Below are 18,939 nucleotides of genomic sequence, written 5' to 3'. Positions count from 1 at the left end.
GCGCATGGCAGCCGCGCTCGCCGGCCGCGGCTGCGGGGTGATACCGCCGGTCAGCAAACCGGGCAAGTGCAAAGTGAGTGGCGTGTCGCAGATCAGTCCGTCCGGTAGTAGTCGCGGACAATCCGCGCGATGGCCTGCGCCGGACTGGACAGCGGGTAGCGCCTGCGTGTGACCAGACCCACCCGGCGCTTTACCGCCGGCGTGGTCAAGGGGCGGCACATCACGCCCATTTCCGCCATCTGCTGCACACACAGCGTCGGCACCGCACTGACGCCAAGCCCCGTTGCGACCATGCGGCCGATCGTCGCGAGTTGGTTGGTCTCGAACTGGACGGACAGAGATAAACCGCGGGCGCTCAGGGATTGTTCCAGCAGGGCGCGGATACTTGAAGGGCGCTGCAGCGCGATAAAGGGCTCGGTGGTCAGCATTTCCCAGCGCAGGCGGGGTTGGGCCAGCAGTGCGTGATCGCCGGGCAGGGCAGCGACAAAGCGGTCGCTGAACAGGGGCTGGAATTCCAGGTCCTCGCTGTTGCCCGGGTCGAAGGCAATGCCCACCTCCACTCTGCCGTTGCGCACCCAGTCCACCACATCCTCGGCGATCACATCGTGGACCGTGATATTGATGTGCGGGTGTTGCCGGCGAAACAGCTTCAGCAGTGCCGGCAGCTCGGTGCTGGCAAAGGACGGCATGGCGGCGATCGCGAGCTTGCCGCGGTTGAGGGCAAAGGTGTTGTGCAGGTCATCCAGGGCTTCCCCCCAGTCGGCCAGCAGGCGCTGCGCCACCGGCAGGAAACTGGCGCCCTCCGGGGTCAGCGCCAGGGTGCGGGTCGTGCGTGCCAGCAGACGTCCGCCCACCGCCTGTTCCAGGTTTTTGATGGTCACACTCAGCGCCGGCTGGGACAGATGGAGCTGGCCGCAGGCCTCGGCGAAGCTGCGGCTGCGGGACACCGCGATAAAGGCCTTGAGCTGTTTGAGGGTGACATCCACGGGGCGACTCCAGAGGTTCACTATTATTAACTTAAATGGAATAATTCGTAAAATAAATATATTTGCTAAATATAACAGCCTGTAGGAAGCTGGCACACACTAGAATGACTGTTGCGGGCGGCTCAGCGCGCGCACTGGCACCATGGGCAGACAACAGTGGAGAGTGGAACATGGCCGGTTTCGACAAGGTCGTAGCGAATTACGCAGAGGCCATGGCGGGCCTGGAAGATGGCATGACGGTGATCGCCGGTGGTTTTGGCCTGTGCGGTATACCGGAAAACCTGATCGCGGAGATCAAGCGCAAGGGCACCCGTGAGCTGACCTTTGTCTCCAACAACTGCGGCGTGGATGGCTTCGGCCTGGGCATTCTGCTGGAGGACCAGCAGATCCGCAAAATGGTGTCCTCCTATGTGGGTGAAAACAAGCTGTTCGAAGAACAGTTGCTGGCCGGCATCCTGGAAGTGGAGCTGACCCCGCAGGGTACCCTGGCGGAAAAAATGCGGGCCGGCGGCGCCGGCATCCCGGCCTTCTACACCGCCACCGGCTACGGCACCCCGGTGGGCGAAGGCAAGGAAGTGCGTGAATTCAACGGCCGCCATTACATCCTGGAAGAGGGCGTGGTGGGCGACTTCGCCATCGTCAAGGCCTGGAAGGGCGACCGCTACGGCAACCTGATCTACCGCCACACGGCGATGAACTTCAACCCCGAAGCCGCCACTGCCGGCCGCATCACCGTCGCTGAAGTGGAAGAGCTGGTGGAGCCGGGCGAACTGGAACCCAGCCAGATCCACACCCCGGGTATCTACGTGGACCGACTGATTCAGGGCACATTCGAAAAACGCATCGAAAAACGCACCGTACGCGAAGGCTAGAATATTCAGGAGTCAAGATCATGGCATTGTCCCGCGAACAACTGGCACAACGTGTGGCCCGCGAACTTGAGGATGGCTTCTACGTCAACCTGGGTATCGGCATCCCCACCCTGGTGGCCAACTACATCCCCGATAACATCCAGGTCATGCTGCAGTCGGAGAACGGCCTGCTGGGCATGGGGCCGTTTCCCACCGAAGAGCAGCTCGATCCCGACATGATCAATGCCGGCAAGCAGACCGTTACCGCGGCCACCGGCGCCTCCATCTTTTCCTCCGCCGAGTCCTTCGCAATGATCCGCGGCGGCCACGTCGACCTGACGGTACTGGGCGCCTTCGAGGTGGACGTGGAGGGCAACATCGCCTCCTACATGATCCCGGGCAAACTGGTCAAGGGCATGGGAGGTGCGATGGACCTGGTAGCCGGGGCGGACAACATCATCGTCACCATGACCCATGCTTCCAAACACGGCGAATCGAAGCTGCTGACCCGCTGCAGTCTGCCATTGACCGGGGTCGGCTGCATCAACAAGGTGGTTACCGATCTTGCCTTTCTCGAGATCGCCGATGGCAAATTCTGGCTCCGCGAGCGCGCCCCCGGCGTCAGTGTCGACGAAATCGTCAAGCTGACCGCGGGCGAGATGGTGGTGCCGGAGGTGGTGCCGGAAATGAGTTTTTAGCGGACATCAAGTAACCGGTTACCCATCACCCTTTCCGGTACAACGCGCTGTCTCTGCCGGTGCAACGCACTGCCCCCGCCGGTACAATGCACTGCCCCCGCCGGTACAATGCATTCGCCCTTCTGCATAGGGTGCGTTGACGAAGGAAACGCACCGGTCCCGGGGCATGATGCGTTTCCTTCGTCAACGCATCCTATAATTGGTGCATCCTGCACCCCCACCCGGCGCCAAAACTCGGTTATCATTGCGGCCCCAGATGCGTTTCCTGCGTCAACGCATCCTATGGGTTCTTCCGGCACCACGCCCCCGATCTTCCGGCACCACGCCTCCGTTCTTCCGGTACCACGGTCCCCGATCTTCCGGCACCACTGCCCTACCGGCACCTTCCGGGAAAACACCCATCCTGCGTGCATAGGGTGCGTTGACGAAGGAAACGCACCGGTCCCGGGGCATGATGCGTTTCCTTCGTCAACGCATCCTATAATTGGTGCATCCTGCTCCCCCACCCGGCGCCAAACTCGGTTATCATTGCGGCCCCAGAACAACGCGGGCTGAGCAAGCGAAATGGCGATTTCCCGATATACCAACTATGACCGGCAGGTGGCTGGCTGGTTGATCCTGTGCGCGGTGGTGATTTTCGGCATGATCCTGCTGGGCGGGGTCACCCGGCTGACCAACTCCGGCCTGTCCATCGTCGAGTGGCAGCCGATCATCGGCATCGTCCCGCCGCTGTCGGAGCAGGCCTGGCAGGCAGCCTTTGACAAGTACCGCCAGTTCCCCGAATACCAGAAAATCAATCACGGCATGTCGCTGGACGACTTCAAGACCATCTTCATGTACGAATACCTGCACCGCCTGCTGGGCAGGTTAATCGGCGTGTTGTTCTTTCTGCCGATGCTGTACTTCGGCCTGCGCGGGCGGGTGCGGGCCGGCATGATGCCCAGGCTGTGGCTGCTGTTTCTGCTGGGCGCCTGCCAGGGGCTGCTGGGCTGGTATATGGTCAAGAGCGGGCTGGTGGACAATCCCCATGTCAGCCAGTATCGCCTGACCGCCCACCTGGGTCTTGCGGTGCTGATCTATGCGTGGATGCTGTGGCTGATTTTCGAGCTGCTGGGCGGTCGCCCTGCCCGTGGCCAGCAGCCGCATCGCTACGCCCGCTGGGGGTTGGGGTTGGCAATACTGGTATTTCTGATGATCCTGTCGGGAGGCCTGATGGCCGGTACCCACGCCGGCTTCACCTACAATACCTGGCCGTTGATGGGCGAGTCCTTCGTACCGCAGGGCCTGTATGCGGGTGATCCGGCCTGGCTGGCGATGTTCGAGGACATCACCACCATCCAGTTCAACCACCGCATGTTTGCCTACCTGCTGTTTGTGCTGATCCACGTGTTTGCGTTGCTGCTGTGGCGCTCGGGCCTGGGCCTACGGGCCCGGGTGGCGACGGTACTGCTGCTGGCGGCGCTGTGGCTGCAGCTGGCGCTGGGTATCACCACCTTGCTGCAGCACGTGCCGGTAGGCCTGGGCGTGGCGCACCAGGGGGGAGCGGTGCTGTTGCTGAGCGCGGTGCTCTACGCAACCCATGTGCTGCGCAAACCCTCGCGCAGTCATTTGTAGGTGAATGGCACTAACTTTAGCTCGCTCCGGTAGAAGGTCGGCGTCCTGGGAGGGTGCTTTCGAGACCGTATGCAGCAGGGACGCTGCATACGAGCCTCCATGGAGAGCCCACCCCCGCTTTATCGGGTGTGGATTCAGAGCCTGCCCCATGAGCGCAGCGAGTGCTTTGGGTACGGCGTGTCTCGAAAGCACCCTCCCAGGATGCCGACCGGGCTACGAAGTCCCAAAAGTCAGTTCCATTCATTTGTAGGTGACCACCAGATAACCCCGCAGCGGCTGCTCGCCGCAGCTGCGGATACTGTGCTCCACGTCCGCCCGGTAGTGGGCGGAATCACCGCACTCCAGCGTGCACAGGGTGGCGCCGGCATTGATCTGCGCCCGTCCCGAGCTCACGGTAAACAGTTCGCGGGTGCCGCTGAAGTGGGCCGAGCTGTCCAGGCTGGCCCCGGGCTGGATCTGCAATTCGTAGAACTCCACGCTTTTTTCCATGTGCAATGGCGACAGGGTGCGGATCTGGCATTCGCTGTCGGCGCGAAAAAGTGTGGAGGGATCATCCCCATGTACGACCTCGATCAGTCCGCTGGCGGCCGGGTCGTCCACCAGTTCGCCTATACTGAGACCGAATGCCTGGGCGATGCGAAAGGTCACCGCCAGGGTGGGGTTGGCCTGGCCGCGCTCAATCTGACTCAGCATGGAGCGGCTGACGCCAGAGGCCGCCGCCAGCTGCTCGAGCGTGAAGTTGTGGCTTTGGCGCAGGGCCGTGACCCGTTCGCACAGCACCTGGCTGGCGGGGTCCAGGGCGGACTTGGACATCGAAATTTCCATAATAGAAGAAAAGTATCTTGTATACGGGATAGCGGCTCTCTACTATACCGGAATATTTCCACAATAGTGAATACAGCGATGAAAGCACTGGTAAAGAAGGAAGCGGCGCAAGGGCTCTGGCTGGAGGATGTACCGGAACCGGAGATCGGCATCAATGATGTGCTGATCAAGGTCAAGCGCACGGCGATCTGCGGTACCGACATGCACATCTACCACTGGGATGCCTGGGCGCAGAAGACCATTCCGGTGCCAATGGTCGTCGGCCACGAGTTTGTCGGCGAGATCGTCGAGGTGGGGTCCAACGTACTCGATTTCAGCCCCGGCCAGATCGTCTCCGGGGAGGGCCATGTGGTCTGTGGCCGCTGCCGCAACTGCATGGCGGGACGGCGTCACCTGTGCGCGAATACCAGTGGTGTCGGCGTCAACCGTGCCGGCGCATTCGCGGAGTATGTCGCACTGCCGATGTCCAATGTGTGGGAACACTCGCCGGGCATCGACCTGGATGTGGCGGCGCTGTTCGACCCCTTTGGCAACGCCGTGCACACTGCGCTGCAATACGACCTGCTGGGAGAGGACGTACTGATTACCGGCGCCGGCCCGATCGGCGCGATGGCGGCCGCGGTCTGCCGCCATGCGGGCGCGCGCCATGTGGTGATCACCGATGTCATCGACCAGCGCCTGGAACTGGCGGCGCGGCTGGGAGCGAGCCGCACCGTCAATGTCGCGCGCGAGAAGCTGGCCCAGGTGCAACAATCACTGGGCATGGAGGAGGGTTTTGATGTGGGCCTGGAGATGTCCGGCAACCCGCAGGCCTTCAACGACCTGCTGGCCAACATGTGCCACGGCGGCAAGGTGGCGATACTGGGCATTCCCAGTGAGAATACCGCGATCGACTGGAACACCGTGATTTTCAACATGCTGACGCTGAAGGGGATCTACGGGCGGGAAATGTACGAAACCTGGTACAAGATGTCGGTAATGATCGAGTCCGGGCTGGATATCTCACCGGTTATTACTCACCGCATGAACTATCGTGAATTCCAGCGCGGCTTTGACGTGATGAGCGCCGGCGAGGCCAGCAAGGTCGTTCTCAACTGGGAGGAGTAGATACCATGTATGACCGCTTTCAGGAGCACCTGGCACAGCAGTTGGGTGAAATCGAGGCCGCCGGACTGTACAAGCACGAGCGGCTGATCACCACGCCCCAGGGCGCCCACGTGGGCGTCAGCGATCGCGAGGTGCTCAATCTCTGCGCCAACAATTACCTGGGCCTGGCACAGCATCCCGAGGTCAACGCCGCGGCGGCGGCCGGCCTGGCCGAGTGGGGCTACGGCATGGCTTCGGTGCGCTTTATCTGCGGCACCCAGACCCTGCACAAGCAGCTGGAGACCCAGCTCTCCACCTTCCTCGGGACTGAGGATACTATCCTCTATCCTTCCTGCTTTGATGCCAATGGCGGGCTGTTCGAAACCCTGTTGGGGGAGTCCGACGCGGTGATCTCGGACGAACTGAACCACGCCAGTATCATTGACGGCATTCGCCTGAGCAAGGCGCAGCGCTACCGCTACCGCAACAATGACATGGCCGACCTGGAGGCGCAGCTGCAGGCAGCGGATGCCGCCGGAGCCCGCTTCAAGCTGATCACCAGCGACGGCGTGTTCTCGATGGACGGCTATATTGCACGGCTCGATGAGATCTGTGACCTGGCCGAGCGCTATGACGCGCTGGTGCATTTTGACGATGCTCACGCCACCGGCTTTCTCGGCGCGGGCGGGCGCGGCACCCACGAACTGCGCGGCTGCATGGAGCGGGTGGATATCATTACCGGCACCCTGGGCAAGGCGCTGGGTGGCGCCAGTGGAGGCTACACTGCCGCCCGCAGGGAGATCGTGGAACTGTTGCGGCAGCGCTCGCGGCCCTACCTGTTTTCCAATACGGTGGCACCGCCTGTGGTGGCGGGAGCAATCAAGGCAGTAGAGCTGGTAGGTTCAGCGCCCCTGTTGCGCGAGCGGTTGGCGCGCAATACGGCGCAGTTCCGCGATGGCCTGCAGCGCCTGGGATTCGAGCTGCTGCCGGGCGAGCATCCCATCGTACCGGTGATGCTGCACGACGCCGCGGTAGCGGCGCGCTTCGCCGAGGCAGTGCTGGCTCAGGGCGTGTACGTGGTGGCGTTTTCATTTCCGGTGGTGCCGCGGGGTCGGGCCCGGATTCGCACCCAGATGTCGGCGGCGCTGAGCGAGGATGACATTGCGTTTGCGCTGGACGCGTTCGCCCGGGCGAAGACCGGGCTGGGGATCTGAGTCTTACCAGAACTTGGGGGTGCGGTCGCCCTCCCGTCTGCCTTCCAGCTGGCGCCGGTCGACCTTGTTTTCCGCAAACCGCACCGTAGCCCGGCGTTCGCCGTTACTGCGTCTGTTGCTTCTGCGCCGCTCCGGACCTATGTATTTCTCCCTGCCGTCGGGGCCCTTGCAAAAGCCGGGTGGCGACAGATCGCGCGCCTCGAAGCGCGAGCGGGTGTCTGACATTGAGCCTCTCCTTTCCCATAATGTTGGGGCACACCGCAAGCATGCCGGGGTTTTCCCACATTCTGGCTCCATATTACGCCGGATATTGGTGACGGGGACACACCGCACCGCTATCTCTTGCTGAAACTGCCAAGCGCGTCACAGTATAGCCTCCAGAGCTTATGGTGAATCAAGCGCCCCGGCACTATGCTAGTGGCGCCAGCGGTGGAGCCCGGACGTGGGAGCCGTTGCCGTCTGGCCACGCACTACTTCAGGCATGCCGCAAATTATGATTGAGACTACCGCCCCCATAGGCGACCAGCGAGACCAGGCCACAGCCCGGCCATCACGGCCGGGGGATGGCAGTGCTGTCGATGACAGCCTGGTGCAGTGCCTGCTGGCGCTGACCCGCTATCACGGCAGCGCCTCCACCGCCGAAGCGCTGGTCGGCGGCCTGCCGTTGGAGAATGGTCGCCTGACGCCGGCCCTGTTCGAGCGCGCGGCCAGCCGGGCGGGGCTGGTGAGCCGTTCGCTGCCGCGCAGTGCCCGCGGACTGGAACCTGCACTGTTGCCCGCGGTGATACTGCTGGAGGACCAGCGCGCCTGCCTGCTGATGGGCTGGAGCGAAGACGGTGCCAGCGCCCGCGTGGTGTTTCCCGACCTGAACGAAGCGGTGGTGGAAATGCCGGCGGCACAGTTGCTGGCGCGGGAGTCGGGCAATGCGATCATCTGCCGGCCGCGGTTCCGCTTCGACCAGCGCACCCCGCGCACCGGCACCTCGGAGCGCGGCCACTGGTTCTGGGATGCGATGCGCGCCAACATGCCGCTGTACCGCGATGTGCTGGTGGCGGCCTTTTTCATCAATGTTTTTGCGCTGGCACTGCCGTTGTTCACGATGAACGTCTACGACCGGGTAGTGCCCAACTACGCGGTGGAAACCCTGTGGATGCTGGCGGCCGGTGTGATCATCATCCTGCTCGCGGACATCACCCTGCGCACCATGCGCGGCTACTTCCTGGACCTGGCCAGCCGGCGGGTGGATGTCAACCTGTCGGCCAAAATCATGGAGCGAGTGCTTGGTTCCCGGCTGGAACAGCGGGCCAGCTCGGTGGGTTCCTACGCCGTCAGCCTGCGTTCCTTTGAAACCGTGCGCGACTTCATTACATCGGCTTCGGTGACTACATTGATCGACGTGCCCTTTGCGCTGATCTTCATTGCCGTAATCGGCTGGATCGCCTGGCCGATACTGATTCCGCTGGGCATTGGCCTGCTGCTGGTACTGGGCTATGCGATGGCGACCCAGGGCAAACTGCGGGAGTTGTCGGAAACCACCTATCGCGCCAGCGCGCTGCGCAATGCCACTCTGATCGAGAGCCTGGTGGGCATCGACACCATCAAGGCCATGGGGGCAGAGGCACGGATGCAGCGCAAGTGGGAGGAGACCACCACCTTCCTGGCCCACGTGGGGGTGCAGTTGCGGCTGGTCTCCAATTCCACCATCAATGTGACCCAGTGGGGCGCGCAGATGGTGACCATGTTCGTGATCATCACCGGCGTCTACCTGATCACCGCCGGCCAGCTCAGTATGGGTGGCCTGATTGCCTGCACCATGCTGGCGGCGCGGGTGATGGCGCCCTTCGGCCAGGTCGCAGGTCTGGTCACCTCCTGGCACAACGCCGAGATTGCGCTGAAGTCGCTGGACGAGGTGATGGCCAAGCCGATGGAGCGGCCCGAGGGCGCGCAGTTCCTGTCGCGCGAACTGTTCCGGGGGGATATCGAATTCCGCCAGGTATCATTCAGCTATCCCGGCAGCGAGATGGAATCGCTCAACAACGTGTCCTTTCGCATCAAGCCCGGCGAACGGGTGGCCATCCTGGGCCGGGTGGGGTCCGGCAAGTCCACGCTGCAAAAACTGGCGATGGGCCTGTACCAGCCCACCGGCGGGGCCATCATGATAGACGGCATCGACCTGCGCCAGCTGGACCCCAGTGAATTCCGCTCCCGGGTGGGTTATGTGCCCCAGGACGTGACCCTGTTCTACGGCAGCCTGCGCGACAATATCACCCTGTCCCACAGCAACGTCAGCGATGCGGCGCTGCTGCGGGCGGCGGAAATTGCCAATCTGTCGGAGTTCATCAATCGCCACCCGCGGGGCTTCGAGATGCTGGTGGGGGAGCGGGGTGACTCCCTCTCCGGGGGCCAGCGCAAATGTGTGGCGCTGGCGCGGGCGGTGGTGCATGAACCGCCCATCCTGTTGATGGACGAGCCCACCGGTTCGATGGATCACTCCACCGAGGTGGCGGTCAAGGCTCAGTTGCTGGAGTACATTCAGGGCCGCACCTGGCTTGTCGTCACCCACCGCAACTCACTGTTGGAAATGGTGGACCGGATCATCGTTATCGACAACGGCAAGCTGGTCGCCGACGGACCCCGCGACAGTGTGATTCAAGCCCTGCAGAAGGGTAAAATAGGGGCCGCGAAGTGAGCGTGGAACCCTTCATCAGGCACACCGACGCGCAACCGGTGGAGCCACAGCGCCGGCGTCAGCTGGCGGATTTCCTGTTTGCCCCCTGGCTCAAGGATGCGGCGGATGTGCCCCGCAACTGGGACCAGGACGCCCACCGTGCCTATCTGTCGCAGCAGCCGCTGCGGGCCCGCGCCCTGCTGTACGTTGTGGCTGTCATTGTTGTGGCGCTGCTGGTGTGGGCGGCACTGGCGCAGATCGATGAGGTCACCCGGGGTGAGGGCAAGGTAATCCCGTCGCGCCAGATCCAGGTGATCCAGTCCCAGGACGGCGGTGTGGTAACGGAGATCAACACCCGGGCCGGCGACGTTGTCGAAGCGGGACAGCTGTTGCTGCGGCTGGACCAGACCCGCTCCGAATCCAATCTGCGGGAAAACCAGGCCGAGTTCCAGGCACTGTCGGTGCGCGCCGCGCGGCTGGGGGCCATGCTGTCCGGCAGCGAATTCCTGATCGATCAGCAGTGGCTGCAGCAGGTGCCGGAGATCGTCGCCCAGGAGCAGGCCCTGTACCAGTCCAGCCAGGCCCAGTTGGTGCTGCAGCAACAGATCGCCGGGGAGCAGCTGGAGCAGCGGCAACAGGAACTGGCGGAGACCAGCGCCCGCTCGCGGCAGATGTCCCGCTCCCTGGACCTGACCCGCCAGGAATTGAGTGTCACCCGGCCCATGGTGAACTCGGGTGCGGTGTCGCAGGTCGAGATCCTGCGGCTGGAACGGGAGGTCAACCAGCTCTCCGGCGAATTCGAACAGTCGCAGTCTCAGATCAAGCGGCTCGATTCGGCCATCAAGGAGGCCCGCCAGAAACTCAGCGAGGTCGAGGTGGAGTTCGAGAATACCGTGCGCGAGGAACTCACCGATACCATCGCCCGTATGAACGGGCTGCGCGAAGCCGGCACCGGCTTGTCCGACCGGGTGCAGCAAACCGAACTGCGCTCGCCGGTCAAGGGTACCGTCAAACGGCTCTACTACAACACCATCGGCGGTGTGGTACTGCCCGGCAAGGAGGTGGTCGAGGTCGTGCCGCTGGATGACACGCTGTTGGTGGAGGCACATATCCGCCCCCGGGACATCGCCTTCCTGGGCCCCGGGCAGAAGGCGCTGGTGAAACTCACGGCCTACGATTTCGTCGTGTACGGCGGCATGGAGGGCACCGTTGAACACATCGGCGCGGACACCATCCTGGACGACGAGGGCGAGCCTTTTTACCAGGTGCATGTGCGCACCACCGAGCCCGGCCTGGGCGCGGACATGCCGATCATCCCGGGGATGACGGTGCAAGTGGATATTCTGACCGGCAAGAAGACCATTCTTGCCTATCTGATGAAGCCGGTACTGCGGGCAAAACAATATGCCCTGACGGAGCGTTGATGGAACAGGTGTTCATAGCAAGCAGTGGCAAACTGCGACCCCGCTGGCAGCAGGCCTTCCCTGCGGCCCGTGTGCTGACGCAGCTCAGCGAGGCGACATTGTTGACCGGCCCGCCCAGCCAGCGAATCCTGTGGCTGGATCTTGCCGACAGTTCCGCGACCAGGCGACTTGCCAGCCTGCGGGAAGCGGTGGCCCTGGGGGCCAGGGTGGTGGCAATGAGTGCCACCCCGGGCGAAGTCGAAGCCTTCCAGGCCCTGAACGAGGGCGCGAGGGGCTATTGCCATCTCGATGCAGCCCCCGGGCAGCTGCGCGAAATCGGCCTGGTGGTAGCGCACGGCGGCCTGTGGATGCTGCCTGAACTGGTGCGTCGCCTGATGGCGCTGTCGCAGCGTGTGGTGCCGGCGCCTGCCACGGCTCACCCCCGACTCGACAGCCTCACCTCCCGTGAGCGAGAGGTGGCAGAGCAGGTGGCCCTCGGTGCCAGCAACCGTGAGATCGCTGCTGAGCTGAGCGTTACCGAGCGCACCGTCAAGGCGCACCTCTCCACGATCTTCGCCAAACTGATGATACGCGACCGGGTGCAGCTGGCGCTGGTGATGAACAATATTCCCGCGCTTTGCGCTGCGAGTTGAACGTGGTCCCCCCGGCAATACAAGCATGTGACACAGGAACGGTGAGTAGCGCCCGCTCCTCCTGCAGGCCCCATGTTACCGGCTGTCAGTGCATCCTGCCGTTCATCAAGCGATTATTGTCATGGCGCGCCCCTGCCCCTATTGTGCATGCTCGGATAGTAGAACCTCTGGGGGAAGATTTGCACACTTCGCGCAAGCTGCTGCGCCGATCAATCAGCATGAAGGGCGTTACCCTGATCGAGCTGATGATCGTGCTGGTCATCCTGGCCACTGCCCTGACCCTGGCTGCCCCGTCGTTTCGTGAGATGATTCGTGACAACCGGATGATTACCAATGTGAATGCACTGCGTGCAATGTTGAACAAGGCGCGCTCCGAGGCGCTGGCCAGACGGGCGCCGGTAATGCTGTGCCCCACCACAAACGGCACCGCCTGTGTGGCTGCGGCCGATGCCTGGAGTGGCGGCTACATGGCCTTCCTCAACGCCGACGGCAGCGACGCCCCCGACCCGGATGACCCATTGCAGGAGCTGATTCAGTGGGAGGCGCGGCAGACAAACAACCTGAGCATCCGCTTCGACGGCGGCAACCGGATTGAATTCCATCCGCGCGGGTCTGCGCTGGGCTCCGCCGGCACTTTCGTTTTCTGCGACAACCGTGGTGCTAACAAGGCCCGCGCGCTGATGCTGTCGCCGATCGGCTCGGTCAGCTCCGCCGTGGACACCAACTCAGATGGTATCGTCAATGACCTGGCGGGCAACAATGTTTCCTGTTAGCGCTCGCCGCCAGGCTGGTCCCGGGAGCCAGCGCGGGATGACGCTGATCGAGGCACTGGCCGCGTTCGTGATTCTGTCGGTGGGCCTGCTGGGTATTGTCGGGCTGCAGGCGTTGTCCAAGACGGCCCAGCATCAGGCGATCCAGCGCTCGCGGGCGGTGGCGCTGGGCAACGATATGTTGGAACGGATCAGAAGCAATCCCGCAGGGCTGGAGACATACGACATTCACCTTGCTCCGCAGGGGGTGGCACAGCCCCTGCTGAACCCAGCCCCAATTGCGTGACAGCGTCCTGCACCCCTGCCCAATTGGCGACACACGACCTGTGGCGCTGGGACCAGGCGCTGCGGGGCGCCGCGGTAACGACGACGGAGGACGGTGCCGAGGTTCCCACTGTGGCTCTCATCGAGCCCCGTGGCTGCATCGTTTTCGACGAGGACGCTGGCAAGGCAAGAACCGGAAGGATCCGCGTGATTATCCAGTGGCGCGGCCTCACCAGGACACGAGACGGGCTGCTGGATGGCGACCTGGTGTGCGGCGATGCTGTCGCCACAGCCGATGAAGGCTACCGGCGCCAGCTGATAGTCAGCAGCTATGTAATCGATGAGGCCGAGCTGTGAGGGGCGGGCGGTGAAGACTGTCGTACTGCAGCCGCGCGGGTTCTCTCTCATCGAGTTCATGGTGGCCATGGTCCTCGGCCTGATTCTTATCGGTGGCGCGGTATCGGTGTATCTTGCGGCCAAGCGCTCCTACACCGAAGTGGAGCAGGTGGCGGATCTGGCCGAACACGGCCGCTTCGCGATGTTCACACTCAACGAGTCACTGCGGCACGCCGGTTTTGCCGGCGCCGCCAACCCCCAGGATATACGTACTGACGATTCCCTGGGAACCATTGTGGACGACTGCGATTCGCCCGCCGCAGCCGCGGAGGTAGCCAACTACCTGTGGGCGGTGACTGCGACGGGTGGCGAGGCCTTTGGCTGTATCAAGGATGCCAGGCCCGACACCGATGTGCTGGTGATAAAACACGTTCTGCCCCGGCCGCTGTACGATGCCGATCCCGAGGACCTGAGCGCGGTAAGGGACGGGACGATCAGCTTTCCCGATGCGCTGGATGACAAGGAGATCTACGTGATCGCCAACAGCGAGCGCGGCCTGTTGCTGGATGGCGCGGACGCCGCACCGGATGTGCGGGAGGGCAACGAATTCGCGTTGGGGGTGGCCTGGCCCTACCGGGTGCAGATCTACTATGTGCGCGAACTGACCATTCCCACCCTGAGCCGGAGAGTATTGCACTGGGATGCGGGAGCCGGCGCCATGGCCATGACCACCGAAGACCTGGTACCCGGAGTAGAAAACATGAGGGTCCGGTTCGGCCTGGACAGTAACAGCGACGGTGAACTGGATACCTATACCGACCTCACAGGCGCCACCGGTAACTGGCAGGACGTGGAGGCCCTGGAGCTGTTCCTGCTGTTGCGCAGCGCCACAGAGGACGCCCAGCACAGCGATACCAAAACCTACCAGTTGGGGGATGTCGCAGTCACTCCTGCCGACGACCCGGACGAATATGTGCCCACCGCGCGGCGGGTGATGGTCCACAACACCATCTCCCTGCGCAATCCCAAGTTGATGATCAGAGGTGGCAGATGAAACAGATTGTGATGAACAGGGGGCAGCGGGGTCTCGCGCTGGTGGTATCACTGCTGTTCTTGATGGTGGTTACCATTCTCAGCCTCGCCGCTGCCAGCAACAGTTCCCTGGGCCTGAAGATGTCCGCCAACATGCAGGACGCCTATGAGTCTTTCCAGGCCGCGGAGGCGGGGATTTACGCCGCCTTGGGGTTGGCGGGCAGCGGCCACGACCCCTTCGTGCGCGAGGATGTGGTGCAGCCGTTCGCGGCCATCGCGGCGGACGATCACCCCCTTCGGGGACTGCGCGATGGCGCCGACAAAGTGGCCGTGGAAGTCGCGCTGCTGGCAGTGGACAGGGATTGCCCACGGCCGCCGAGTGAATCCGGTGGCAGTAGTGTGGGTCTGTTCGACTGCGACTACTACCGCATCAAATCTGAACATGATGTCGATAGCAAGGCCCGGACCCGGGTGGAGTTGGGCGTGGTAAAAACAGTAATCGGGGAGTCAGGCTAAGCTGGCGCCAATGCCGGTGTCCGGCAGGTTGCCGGCCTACACGAGAGCATATCCATGAAAACGAAATCAGCGGTCAACAAGTGGTGTGTCGCGCTCGGAGCGGTGCTGGTGCTGTCTTCCCATGCGCTGCCTGCCGGAGCCGATGATACCGAGATCTACCAGGTCGAAGTCGATGTCGAGAACACCGGCCGCCCCAAGGTGCTCATTGTATTTGATGATTCGGGCAGCATGGGCACAGTGGTGACCAATCAGCGCCCCCCTACGACCCCACTGCCACCTATGAGCAGCATTTCGACGACGACAAAATTTACTGGTCCACCAAGAATACGCCGCCTTCGGTCGCCACCAAACAGTGGTTCAAGCGGGACAAAAACCGCTGTGCCGAGTCCTACGACGCACTGACTACGATAGGCTATTTCCAGACCTCCGGCGCCAAACGCTGGCGTGACCACAATGCCGGCAACAACCGGAAATGGTTGACGTTATCCAACAATGACAATGGCAGCAACGATCGCGATCCGCCTCACGTCGAATGCCGCGACGATGTCATTAACGGCAACCCCTCCAATGGACCGGGTGTGGCTGACGGCTACGCAAGGGGTAATGGGGTCCCCAACAACGCAGTGTTCAGCGCCGCGACACCGGGCGAGTCCGAGGTCAAGTGGGGCAATACCTCATATACGTTTTATACCGCGCATTATATGGATTATCGCCACGATGATTCCCTGGTCAGCAGAACAAGGATGGAAATTGCCCAGGAGGTCGTGACCGGAATCATCCTGGCCAATCCCGGGATAGACTTCGGTCTGGTGGAATTCAATGGCAACTGGAGCGGTACCAACCATCACGGCGGCCGGGTGATACATCGCATTATCGCCGACATGACCGAAGAGCAGCGCAGCAATGTCATCGACATGGTGAACAGCCTGACCTCCGCCGGCAGTACCCCTCTTTGCGAGTCCTCCTATGAAGCCTACCGCTACCTGTCCGGACAGACCCTGGTCTATGGACACCGAATGGACGGCAATCGCAACCCGAAGGGTGATTATCTGCCCCGGGATACGCTCGCGGAGAGTCCTTTGGGTACCTATACTTCGCCAGCGACGGATTGCGCCGTGACCTACGTCATTCTGATGACTGACGGCGAACCTCAGAATGATACCCACGCCAACAATGCCATTGAATCGCTGACCGGCAAGACCTGCGGTATCTATCCCGCAGCCAATCAGCCCAACACCAAGAACTGTCTGCCTGAACTCGCCGGTTACATGGCCACCGAGGACCTCGACAACGACACGACCAACGGCAGACAGCTGGCGATTACCTATACCGTCGGATTTGCCACAGACCAGGACCTGTTGCGCGACACGGCGGCAGCGGGCAAGGGCGAGTATTACACGGCCAACTCGGCCGATGAACTGACCGCGGCGTTCCAGGGCGCCATTCTCAGTATCCTGGGGCAGGAGAGCACGCTGACCTCGCCGGCGGTGGCGGTGGACACCTTCACCCGGACCCAGAGCCGCAATGAAGTGTTCTATGCGATGTTCGAGCCCGGTGAGTCAGTAGACTGGCCGGGCAATATCAAGAAGCTGAGGCTGGACATTGTGGACGGTGAAGCCGTGCTGGTGGACAAGAAGGACAATGCGGCGCTGGACCCTGAGACCGGTTTCATCACAGTGGGCGCCAGTACCTTCTGGAGTGACGCTGACGGGCCGGACGTGATGAAGGGGGGTGTCGGAGGCCTGCTGGCTGCGCGGGACCCGGCGACCCGGCTCATCTATTCCAACACCGGGGCCGACGGTGCGCTGGAGACATTCAACAGTACCAACATGAACAGGGAGGCCTTTGGTCTCGACACCGACGAGGAGTTGTTTGCGTTGTTTGGTCCGGATATCGAGTCCCAGACCGACCTGGACCGCGAGCTGGCCTCGGGCAGGGGCTTTGCGATCGACGATGACGGCACAGTGTCCGCGGACGCCCGCAACTGGATTCTCGGTGACATTCTGCACAGCCAGCCGCTGGTGCTGAGCTATGGCGCAAGGACCGGCTTCACGGCCGAAGACCCCGATCTGCGTATTATCGTGGGCACGAATGCCGGCTTTCTGCATATGTTCGGTGATGTGGACGGCCAGGAAGACTGGGCGTTTTTCCCCAAGGAACTGGCGCCTGTGCTGAACCAAAGGCGTCTCGATGCAATTTCACTCGAGCATGTGTACGGGATCGACACCAGTCCGGTGGCCTATGTGCAGGACCTCAATAACGACGGCACCATTGTTACTGGGGACGGCGACAAGGTGTGGCTCTACTTCGGCCTGCGGCGCGGCGGCGATGCCATGTACGCGCTGGATATTTCCGACCCGGACAATCCGGCGTTCATGTGGAAAATTGATCCGGCCCGCAGTGGCTTTGCTGAGCTGGGACTGACCTGGTCAGCTCCGGTCGTGACCCGTATTCCCGGTTACCGGGATGCCGGCGGCAAGCCCAAGCCGGTACTGGTGTTCGGCGCCGGCTATGACCTGACCAAGGACCTGACCGGTGTGGCTACGCCTGACGGCGTGGGCCGTGGCCTGTTTATCGTGGATGCCGAGACGGGAGAGCTGGTCTGGAGCGTGACGCCGGCCGCCAACTCGCTCAAGAACCTGCAGGAAACCGGGCTCCAGCATGCCGTTCCGGGTAATGTGACGGTGCTGGACAGCAACGGTGACACGCTGGCGGACCGCATGTACTTCGGCGATGCCGGGGGCAATGTCTGGCGGGTGGATCTGCCGGGCAATGCCCTGCCGGATGCGAGCCAGGATGACTGGCAGATCAACAAGCTGGCCCAGCTCAATGGCGGCACCGAGGCTACTGACCGCCGCTTCTTCAATGCCCCGGATGTAGTGCGTATCCGTTTCAATGGCAAGCCGGTGGATGCGGTGCTGATCGGCTCGGGGGACCGCACCAATCCCAATGCCACCGATGTAGACAACAGGTTCTACATGCTCAGGGACGAGCGCACGGCCCCCTATGACAGCTCCGCGCCCGACGCGTCGGATTGCGCTGATATGGACCCGGTTACCGATTTCCGCTGTTTCATGCCCGTGCTGGATGAGGATCTGTACGATATCACGGCCAATCTGCTCAGCACGGGGACTGATGAGGAAAAAGCCGTGGCGGTGGAAGCGCTGCAGGCGGCCAACGGCTGGCGTATTGACTTGCAGCACGAGGGTGAGAAGAGCCTGGCCAAATCCCTGACCTTGAATGGCAAGGTTTATATTGCGAGCTTCACGCCCAATACCGGGCTCAACCCCGAGGATGTTTGCGAGCCCCTGGCGGGCCTCGGCCGGCTCTATGTCGTCGATCTGTTTTCCGGCAATCGCAATGTCATACAATTGGGTCCGATCATTCCCGATACGCCCTCGGTGCATTTTGGCGAGGATGACCAGATCAGATTGTTGCTGCCTCCGGGAACACCGGCGGGAGATCCTGACGGCGACGGTGACAATGACTGCATCGGTGGGGTTTGTAGCACCGACGAGTTCTTCCGTCCGCCCTACGGTACTTACTGGTTCCAGGAGGAGTATTGATGACACTGCCGGCGCGGAACGGTCTGCTGCTTCACGGCAGCCAGCGTGGATTCAGCCTGATGGAGCTGATGATCACGGTGGTGATCGTCGGTATCCTGCTGGCGGTGGCATTGCCCGGCTACCAGAACAGCATGCAAAAAGGCCGCCGCAGTGATGCGATGTCGGCGCTGCAGGATGCCGCCAACCGCCAGATGCAGTACATGCTGGACCATTCCCGCTATACCGATGACATGGAAGAGCTGGGTTTTCCTGAAGATCCATTCATTTCGCCCGAGGGTCACTATTCCGTTGCCGCCGCGGCATGCGCAACGGGTGCGATCGGCAACTGTTTTGAACTGACCGCCACACCCCTGCCGACATCGCCACAGGCGCAGGACAGCCGTTGTACCTCATTCATACTCGATTCATTTGGCCGTAAAAGAGCGACGGGTACCGCAAATACCGAGTGCTGGTAGCG

The 18,939-nt window shown here is 62.3% G+C and carries 19 protein-coding genes; 16 read left to right on the top strand and 3 right to left on the bottom strand.

Translation table 11 applies throughout. The features are described from left to right. Window positions 1-92: 92 nt before the first annotated feature. Window positions 93-986: a LysR family transcriptional regulator gene (locus G3T16_RS04710; RefSeq protein WP_163494044.1), complete on the bottom strand. Its 894-nt coding sequence runs from the start codon at window positions 984-986 to the stop codon at window positions 93-95. A 170-nt stretch (window positions 987-1,156) separates the two neighbouring features. Here G3T16_RS04710 and G3T16_RS04705 point away from each other — a divergent pair, with 170 nt between their 5' ends. The 3 genes from G3T16_RS04705 to G3T16_RS04695 all read left to right on the top strand — a co-directional run bounded on the left by G3T16_RS04705 (window position 1,157) and on the right by G3T16_RS04695 (window position 4,149). Beyond that, entirely contained in the window at window positions 1,157-1,858 is a 702-nt protein-coding gene (locus G3T16_RS04705; protein ID WP_163494043.1) for a CoA transferase subunit A, read from the top strand. A gap of 20 nt (window positions 1,859-1,878) precedes the next feature. Further along, window positions 1,879-2,535 carry a 3-oxoacid CoA-transferase subunit B gene (locus tag G3T16_RS04700; protein ID WP_163494042.1) on the top strand — a complete coding sequence of 219 codons (657 nt, stop codon included), beginning with the start codon at window positions 1,879-1,881 and terminating at the stop codon, window positions 2,533-2,535. 564 nt (window positions 2,536-3,099) lie between these two features. After that, a complete protein-coding gene (locus G3T16_RS04695) occupies window positions 3,100-4,149 on the top strand; it encodes a COX15/CtaA family protein (RefSeq protein WP_163494041.1) in 1,050 nt (349 codons plus the stop codon). A gap of 240 nt (window positions 4,150-4,389) precedes the next feature. Here the strand turns inward: G3T16_RS04695 and G3T16_RS04690 are convergent, their stop codons facing one another. Continuing rightward, window positions 4,390-4,962: a helix-turn-helix domain-containing protein gene (locus G3T16_RS04690; protein ID WP_163494040.1), complete on the bottom strand. Its 573-nt coding sequence runs from the start codon at window positions 4,960-4,962 to the stop codon at window positions 4,390-4,392. Window positions 4,963-5,052: 90 nt separating this feature from the next. Between G3T16_RS04690 and tdh the strand changes: the two genes are divergently transcribed. Both tdh and G3T16_RS04680 read left to right on the top strand, forming a co-directional pair. Continuing rightward, window positions 5,053-6,081 (top strand): L-threonine 3-dehydrogenase, encoded by a 1,029-nt coding sequence (gene tdh, locus G3T16_RS04685; protein WP_163494039.1) that lies wholly within the window; start codon window positions 5,053-5,055, stop codon window positions 6,079-6,081. 5 nt (window positions 6,082-6,086) lie between these two features. Continuing rightward, the gene (locus G3T16_RS04680) at window positions 6,087-7,274 is read left to right on the top strand and encodes a glycine C-acetyltransferase (RefSeq protein ID WP_163494038.1); all 1,188 of its coding nucleotides are present in this window, start codon (window positions 6,087-6,089) and stop codon (window positions 7,272-7,274) included. 3 nt (window positions 7,275-7,277) lie between these two features. Here G3T16_RS04680 and G3T16_RS04675 read toward each other — a convergent pair whose 3' ends face one another. Continuing rightward, window positions 7,278-7,499 (bottom strand): hypothetical protein, encoded by a 222-nt coding sequence (locus G3T16_RS04675; RefSeq protein ID WP_163494037.1) that lies wholly within the window; start codon window positions 7,497-7,499, stop codon window positions 7,278-7,280. 268 nt (window positions 7,500-7,767) lie between these two features. On the opposite strand from G3T16_RS04675, the gene G3T16_RS04670 reads away from it, so the two are divergent. The 11 genes from G3T16_RS04670 to G3T16_RS04620 all read left to right on the top strand — a co-directional run bounded on the left by G3T16_RS04670 (window position 7,768) and on the right by G3T16_RS04620 (window position 18,937). Next, window positions 7,768-9,963 carry a type I secretion system permease/ATPase gene (locus tag G3T16_RS04670; RefSeq protein ID WP_163494036.1) on the top strand — a complete coding sequence of 732 codons (2,196 nt, stop codon included), beginning with the start codon at window positions 7,768-7,770 and terminating at the stop codon, window positions 9,961-9,963. Then, window positions 9,960-11,366, top strand: coding sequence for an HlyD family type I secretion periplasmic adaptor subunit (locus G3T16_RS04665; protein ID WP_163494035.1), 1,407 nt, complete (start codon window positions 9,960-9,962; stop codon window positions 11,364-11,366). Before G3T16_RS04670 ends, G3T16_RS04665 begins: the two co-directional genes overlap by 4 nt. Next, window positions 11,366-11,998 (top strand): response regulator transcription factor, encoded by a 633-nt coding sequence (locus tag G3T16_RS04660; RefSeq protein WP_163494034.1) that lies wholly within the window; start codon window positions 11,366-11,368, stop codon window positions 11,996-11,998. Before G3T16_RS04665 ends, G3T16_RS04660 begins: the two co-directional genes overlap by 1 nt. A 179-nt stretch (window positions 11,999-12,177) precedes the next feature. Then, complete coding sequence (locus G3T16_RS04655; protein WP_163494033.1) at window positions 12,178-12,771, top strand: GspH/FimT family pseudopilin; 594 nt, start codon at window positions 12,178-12,180, stop codon at window positions 12,769-12,771. After that, on the top strand, window positions 12,728-13,054 hold the full coding sequence (gene pilV, locus G3T16_RS04650) for a type IV pilus modification protein PilV (RefSeq protein ID WP_332102864.1): 327 nt from the start codon (window positions 12,728-12,730) through the stop codon (window positions 13,052-13,054). The genes G3T16_RS04655 and pilV overlap by 44 nt, the downstream gene beginning before the upstream one ends. Before the next feature lie 23 nt (window positions 13,055-13,077). Continuing rightward, on the top strand, window positions 13,078-13,389 hold the full coding sequence (locus tag G3T16_RS04645) for a hypothetical protein (RefSeq protein WP_163494031.1): 312 nt from the start codon (window positions 13,078-13,080) through the stop codon (window positions 13,387-13,389). A gap of 10 nt (window positions 13,390-13,399) precedes the next feature. Further along, window positions 13,400-14,422 (top strand): PilW family protein, encoded by a 1,023-nt coding sequence (locus tag G3T16_RS04640; RefSeq protein WP_163494030.1) that lies wholly within the window; start codon window positions 13,400-13,402, stop codon window positions 14,420-14,422. Further along, window positions 14,419-14,916, top strand: a complete 498-nt coding sequence (locus G3T16_RS04635) for a pilus assembly PilX family protein (RefSeq protein WP_163494029.1) — start codon at window positions 14,419-14,421, stop codon at window positions 14,914-14,916. Before G3T16_RS04640 ends, G3T16_RS04635 begins: the two co-directional genes overlap by 4 nt. Window positions 14,917-14,970: 54 nt before the next feature. Continuing rightward, complete coding sequence (locus G3T16_RS04630) at window positions 14,971-15,318, top strand: hypothetical protein (protein ID WP_163494028.1); 348 nt, start codon at window positions 14,971-14,973, stop codon at window positions 15,316-15,318. Between the two features lie 74 nt (window positions 15,319-15,392). Next, complete coding sequence (locus G3T16_RS04625) at window positions 15,393-18,482, top strand: pilus assembly protein (protein ID WP_163494027.1); 3,090 nt, start codon at window positions 15,393-15,395, stop codon at window positions 18,480-18,482. Beyond that, window positions 18,482-18,937 carry a type IV pilin protein gene (locus tag G3T16_RS04620; RefSeq protein WP_163496969.1) on the top strand — a complete coding sequence of 152 codons (456 nt, stop codon included), beginning with the start codon at window positions 18,482-18,484 and terminating at the stop codon, window positions 18,935-18,937. The genes G3T16_RS04625 and G3T16_RS04620 overlap by 1 nt, the downstream gene beginning before the upstream one ends. The last annotated feature ends 2 nt before the right edge of the window (window positions 18,938-18,939 follow it).

The sequence above is a fragment of the Kineobactrum salinum genome, from assembly GCF_010669285.1.
Classification (GTDB): Bacteria; Pseudomonadota; Gammaproteobacteria; order Pseudomonadales; family Halieaceae; genus Kineobactrum; species Kineobactrum salinum.
The sequence above is the reverse complement of the archived record's forward strand: the minus strand, read 5'-3'. Positions and strand labels throughout refer to the sequence as shown.